This is a genomic window from Cytophaga sp., from assembly GCF_051961495.1.
Taxonomy (GTDB): Bacteria; Bacteroidota; Bacteroidia; order Cytophagales; family Cytophagaceae; genus Cytophaga.
On sequence record NZ_JBQCDF010000029.1, the window covers coordinates 1 to 6,396 of the forward strand.

Annotated in this window: 6 protein-coding genes; 2 read left to right on the forward strand and 4 right to left on the reverse strand. The window is 38.8% G+C overall.

Features of this window, described 5'->3' with window-relative positions; translation table 11 throughout:
* Together ACTHJT_RS01590 and ACTHJT_RS01595 are read left to right on the forward strand one after the other, a co-directional pair.
* On the forward strand, positions 1-445 hold a 445-nt coding region (locus ACTHJT_RS01590; RefSeq protein ID WP_440235883.1), incomplete at its 5' end, for a CYTH domain-containing protein.
* Between the two features lie 62 nt (positions 446-507).
* Positions 508-2,373 (forward strand): NHL domain-containing protein, encoded by a 1,866-nt coding sequence (locus tag ACTHJT_RS01595; RefSeq protein WP_440235884.1) that lies wholly within the window; start codon positions 508-510, stop codon positions 2,371-2,373.
* 80 nt (positions 2,374-2,453) lie between these two features.
* Here the strand turns inward: ACTHJT_RS01595 and ACTHJT_RS01600 are convergent, their stop codons facing one another.
* From ACTHJT_RS01600 to atpG, 4 genes are all read right to left on the reverse strand, one after another.
* Positions 2,454-3,173, reverse strand: coding sequence for an OmpA family protein (locus ACTHJT_RS01600; RefSeq protein WP_440235885.1), 720 nt, complete (start codon positions 3,171-3,173; stop codon positions 2,454-2,456).
* A 100-nt stretch (positions 3,174-3,273) separates the two neighbouring features.
* Complete coding sequence (locus ACTHJT_RS01605) at positions 3,274-4,470, reverse strand: RsmB/NOP family class I SAM-dependent RNA methyltransferase (RefSeq protein ID WP_440235886.1); 1,197 nt, start codon at positions 4,468-4,470, stop codon at positions 3,274-3,276.
* Entirely contained in the window at positions 4,467-5,306 is an 840-nt protein-coding gene (locus tag ACTHJT_RS01610) for a hypothetical protein (RefSeq protein WP_440235887.1), read from the reverse strand. Before ACTHJT_RS01610 ends, ACTHJT_RS01605 begins: the two co-directional genes overlap by 4 nt.
* Positions 5,307-5,369: 63 nt before the next feature.
* Entirely contained in the window at positions 5,370-6,257 is an 888-nt protein-coding gene (atpG, locus tag ACTHJT_RS01615) for an ATP synthase F1 subunit gamma (RefSeq protein WP_440235888.1), read from the reverse strand.
* Positions 6,258-6,396: the final 139 nt, after the last annotated feature.

Consider the following 6,396-nt stretch of genomic DNA (forward strand, 5'->3'; position numbering starts at 1 on the left):
GGATCATGCACAATGGGCAGCATTGAATAAACCTGAGCCCAATTACCTGATCCAGGGCTATCTGCACAGCGAGCCGGGAAAGACCATACGCGTGCGGGCCACAGCCAGTAAAGGTTTTATCACCATCAAAGGGAAAAGCAGTATGGATGGTTCTTCCAGAAGTGAATTCGAATATGAAATTCCTAAAACAGAAGCGCTGGAACTTCTTCAAAACTTCACGACCAAAACGATTGAAAAGAACCGTTATGAAATTACGTTCGAAGGAAATGTGTGGGAGGTAGATGTATTTGAAGGAGCCAACGCCGGCTTGATTATAGCAGAGATTGAATTAGAAAGTACAGAGCAAGCCTTTGCCAAACCTGATTGGGTGAGAGAGGAAGTAACTTCTGATTTCAGATATTTTAACTCTTCGCTAATTGAAAGCCCTTATAAAACCTGGCAATAAGCTACGTCATAAGTTCGTCTTTGTATCAAGCATTCTATCTATACCTAATAGTTATATTCAACATGAACCGTATATCTATACTTTTATTTGCATTATCTATTTTTTCATTTTCCATTCAGGCACAAAAATACCAGGTCACAACGCTGGCCGGCTATACACACGATGCTGATGGTGTGAAAGAAAGAGCAAGTTTCAATCAGCCTCAAGGCATTTTCATTGATAAGTCCGGAAGCATATATGTAGCCGATTCGTGGAATTACAAGATCAGAAAAATTACCCCGGATGGAATGGTTTCAACAATTGCAGGTTCTATGTATGGATATCCATCGATCATACCTGTAGGCATTACATCTGACAACAATGGTAATATTTACATTTCCAGTAAACATCAGATATATAAGATCAATGCAGAAGGAGATATGACATCATTTGCCGGCAGCGAAGAAGATGGAGATAAAGATGGAGCAAATGCTCTTTTTTACAATATCCATGGCATTGCTTGTGATGATTCAGGTAATGTATTCGTAGCAGATGCCAGCAACGATAAGATCAAAAAAATTACGCCCGAGGGTTATGTCACAACGTATGCCGGCATGAATAATGATTCCCATTCAGATAGTCTTTTGTATTACCCGCACAGTCTTGTTTTTGATAAAAAAGGGAATTTATTTGTTACAGATGAAGGCAACGCCTGTCTGAAAAAAATTATTGCAGGAAAATCAATGACAAGATTTCCGGCAGTTGTTGAAGTTGAATATTTAACGGAAGAGGATTATGAAAATGCCATGCAATCCAGCTTCTACTCTCCTACCGGTATAACAATTGACCAGGAAGATAATTTGTTTGTGGTTGACAAAGGCAATACAATAAAAAAAATTACCAAAGATGGTATTGTATCTGTTATCCCTATTTCTTTTACAGATCAGGTCCCATCCTTCGGACAACTATCATGTATAGCTGTTGACACTGTTGGCTGTTTATATGTAACAGATAAAATAAACAATCAGATTTACAAAATCTCTCAGACAGGAACGCTCGAACTATTTGCCGGCTGCGGGCTAAAGAGTTTTGATGGGCCGGCTGCCAAAGCTTTTTTCAACACTCCTGCAGGAATGGTGATGGATAAAAAAGGAAATCTATTTGTAAGCGATAAGAAAAATCATAACATCCGTAAAATTGATATCAAAGGAAATGTCACAACCTTTGCAGGGGCAGGCAATAAAGGCCGTGCCGATGGAAAAGGTACTGAAGCTCTCTTTAATGAACCTATGGGACTTGCCATTGATAAAAAAGGGAATATATATGTGGCAGACAAAGGCAATAACAAAATTCGCATTATTCGTAAAAATGGTTTGGTTGAAACATTCGCACAAAACACCGCTTCGGATAATCATTTCGCCCAGCCCATCGATATCTGCATAGATTCAAAAGACAATATATATGTGTTAAATGAACATGCCAGCCAGATAAAAATAATTGACAAACAAAAAAATATTACAACACTCGTTTCAACTCCTGCATTGGGCATCAACAATTACAGTATGTCCATTGACCAGAATGATAACCTGTATATTACCACCATAAATGAAACGGTCGTTCTTAAAATAACTCCAGACCGGACTTTACTTAAAGTGGAAGATAATACCAATACCCGTCCGTTAGATTTCCGTTATCCCAGAAATACTGCCATTGACAAAGCCGGAAACTTATATGTAGCGCCTTTATATTCTCATCAGATATACGTCGCTGATCCGAAAGGGAACATATTTCTAACAATCGGGAATTCTTTAAGAGGTTATAATGATGGTGATATAGATAAAGCGCGCTTTTGTTTCCCGGATGAAATTCTTGTTGACGACAAAGGGAATATTTATGTAATAGATACAGGCAATAATGTTATCAGAAAAATTATTCGCACAGAAGAGTAGTGATGCATAGAATACCTCTTAAATAAGAAGGCTGAGTGAAAATATATTTCATTCAGCCTTCTTTATTTCCATGTAAATTCTTATTCGTCCAGCACCCGTACTTCTGTTCTTCTGTTACGGGCTTTATTAGGTGCATTATCATTTGGCACGATCGGTTTGTATTCACCATATCCTTTTGCGCTCACACGTTTCGGGTCCAGCCCCAGCTTGATCAGATAATTCATTACCGCGTCGGCCCTGTTCTGTGACAACACTAAATTCTGGTGCGCGTCACCATCGCTATCGGTATGGCCTGCAATTTCAATAACCATTTTAGGATTTAAGACCAATGTATTATACAGGTTCTCTACATGCGGCACACACTCGGGTTTGATATCCCATTTGTTTACATCAAAGTATACATTGTCCAGATTAAATATGCGGGAATAATCACGAATGACTTTTACACGTATGGTTTGATCCATAGAATAACGGCCTTTTTCAACAGGCAATACTAAGCCCTGATTGAAAGGAAAATCCGTGCGGAACTTATATACAATCATGGTATATGTTTTCCCTTCGGGAAGCAGCATATAACAATGTCCGTATGTATCACTCACACCTTCTTTGGTAACTGATTTATCCGTGGAAGTTACTACAAGCTTCGCGTCCTCCACAGGTACACTGTCTATATCGGTTATAGTGAAGTTTACCAATGCCGAATCTTCTGTGGACCGGAGTGTATTAACTGTCTGAGCAGAGCTTACAAAACCCATCAAAAGAACGGCACAAAAAGCGGCACATGAAAATGTTCTATTCATATAAATAATAGTTAATATGTACGGTATCAATTAAATATACACATAATAAAAATAAAAAAAGAGCTTTTACCTGTTGAATTTCATTGTTCCGAAAAGATAATTACCGTTTGACCAACCGCGCCATGAAGTAGCCATCACCACCTTCTGACGGGTAAATTGTTTGTTTCTTTTCCAATTGAAAATTGCCATTTGTTTTTAGGAACAGGTCAATTTGATTGTCATTTTCAGCAGGTAAAATACTGCAGGTAGCGTAAACAAGAATACCGCCGGGTTTCAGCATGGTAGAATACTCCTGCAGGATTTGCTGTTGAACATGTACTAATGTATCAATACGATCCTTCGTTAACTTCCACTTGTCATCCGGATTCCTTCTCAGCACACCGATGCCACTGCAGGGAACATCCAGTAATAAAAAATCGGCTGCATTTTTAAAGCCGGCGATTGTATTTTCTTTTATTGGCTTCGTTTGTATACAAGTTACTCCGGCTCGTAACGCACGCCTTTCCAGCTCTTTCAATTTCGGAGCTTCAATATCCATGGAAATTATTTTGCCCTTATTCTGCATCAATGCAGCAATGTGCAACGTCTTGCCTCCTGCGCCTGCACAAGCATCAATGACTGTTGCCTTGGGCTGAGGAGACAAATAATGCGCAATCATTTGAGATCCCACATCCTGCACTTCATAATATCCATTCAGGTATGAAGCCAGTCGCTGCAAGGGCTTACGCTCTTTTAGTTTCAACGTTTCATTTAAAGTGCCGAAAGCTTCAGTTGCGACACCTTCTTTTTCCAATACTTGCTGAACTTGTTTTGCATTATGCTTAACCGTATTGACACGAATAAAAACATCCGCTTCCGTATTTAAAAATTCCAGCTCCCGTTCCCAACGTTCTTTACCCAACTGCTGTTCCCCAAGTATGTCCATCCAATCCTCTATTGATGCATGAACAGCCCTGTTTGTAAGGGCTTCGAAACTGCGTGTTGAAAAATCGGCCGGATCAACAGCAGCAGGAAGCGGCGTTTCAATTTCACTTTTATATATGTCATACAGATACGCTGCAACAATCTTTTCGAAGCGCTGTGGATCTGTGGCAGATGTGTTGACAACAAATTCATAACGTCTCCTCCAGCGCACAATGCTATAGAGCGTACCTGCAATAAACCTTCGGTCTCTGGATCCCCATTTAGGATTGCTTTGCAATAGATTGCGAATTACATCATCTGCATATGCACCTTCTGTAAATATTTTTTTCAGTGATACAATTATTGATTGTATAATGTTCGGGTGCAGCTTCATAAATACAAGACAGGGATGCTTATCAAAGGAGAAAGAATTAACACACCGTCCCATATAAGCATGCTCGGTGTTAAGGTTACAATATTTTTAATCCGCAGGCAGAACAATAAGAAAATCATTTGCAGGATTGTCGCAATTTTAAATGAAATATGTAGCTCAATAATAAAAAGCTGCAGAACAATTGCTGCAAAAAACAAGTAGCAAATGACCGTGATGTTGGAATAACCAATCGTCTTTCCGTTCAGGTGTGATACTTTTTTAATTGCTTTATCAATATAGAAATCCCGGTATTCAAACAGCTGTGTAATGAAGGCAAACAGGCAAAACCGCACACCAATAAACAAGGCAGCATTGGAGCTCCACATAATGTCTGTTTCGCTTTTACTCAAAGGCAATACACCGGTAATGATTGTCCAGACAAAGGCAATCACAATACTTTTAAAGAAAGAATGATGATTCAGCAGCAGCCCTCTTCTGTTTGCATAAATAATGTAAACCTCGTATGTGAGCCATAAACCCGATGATGCAATAAAAATGAACCATTGATTAAAATTAAAATACATCACGCATATATATAAACTACACACAAAGCCCAGAAGCATGGTAAAGAATATACAATTGTATTTTTTGCGACCCCAGCTTGTTACTTCAGTACTGTTTTTTTTTGAATAGAGCGCGAATAAGGTATGCGCGTTATAGGTAAAGAGTGTAGCAGCCCCTGCAAAAAGAATGATGGTGTAATTTATTTTATCCGGTGCAAAAAACAGTATGCATTCCATCGTAAGCAGCATTGCTATTGCCGAAAGCCATATGTGCAGATACAGGATATATTTCATACTATGCTATAAAAAAAAGAGTCACGCTTTTGTGGCGTGACTCTTTCATTGTATTATTCAATATTAATTGTTTAATGCTTCCGCGCCACCAACAATCTCCAGGATCTCTTTTGTGATAGCAGCCTGACGGGAACGGTTGTATGTTAACTTCAATGCCTTTAACATTTCCTTCGCGTTGTCTGTAGCTTTATCCATCGCAGTCATACGGGCACCATGTTCGGATGCGTTTGACTCAAGCAGATATTTATAGAATTGGATCTTCAATGATTTCGGGATCAGTTCTTTCACGATCTCCATTTTCGAAGGTTCAAATATATAATCAATCTCTACTGCTTCTGTAACGGCTACTGGTGCAGCCTTTACAGGGATTGGCAGAAACTGCTCTGTACGGATAATCTGAGTAGCAACATTTTTAAATTCGTTATAGACAACTTCTACGCGGTCATACTTGCCAGACAGGAAGCTATTCATAATAAATTCAGAAGCTTTTCTAGCGGTTTCAAATCTAAGATCCAGGAATAAGCCTTGATAATCCAGATTTACATTGCTGCTGCGTTTAACCAAAACTTCGGCACCCTTTTTACCGATGCACAAATAATTGATTTTATTAGCAGCCGCTAGTTCAGGATATTTCTCTTCTGCTAATGCTACAGCTGTTTTAACGACATTCGAGTTGAATGCTCCTGCTAAACCTCTGTCTGAAGTAACAACAACAATCAATAGATTTTTTACTTCTCTTTCTTCAGAGTAGATGTTATCAGAAGCATCTTCTAAAGAAGCAGAAATATTGTGAAGAATACCGTTAAGTTTTTCTGCATACGGACGAATCTTCATCGCTCTGTCCTGAGCTCTTCTAAGCTTGGCTGCCGAAACCATTTTCATGGCTTTGGTAATCTGCTGCGTAGAATTAACTGAAGCTATCCGGTTGCGGACCTCTTTTAAGCTTGGCATAAATTAGTTATATTTTACAGCAACTTCTTTTGCTACTTTTTTCAATACTTCAGTGATAGAATCGTCGATTTTACCAGACTTTATTTCCTTAAATGTGTATTTGTATGAATTTCTCAATACAGTTAAATATTATTTTTAG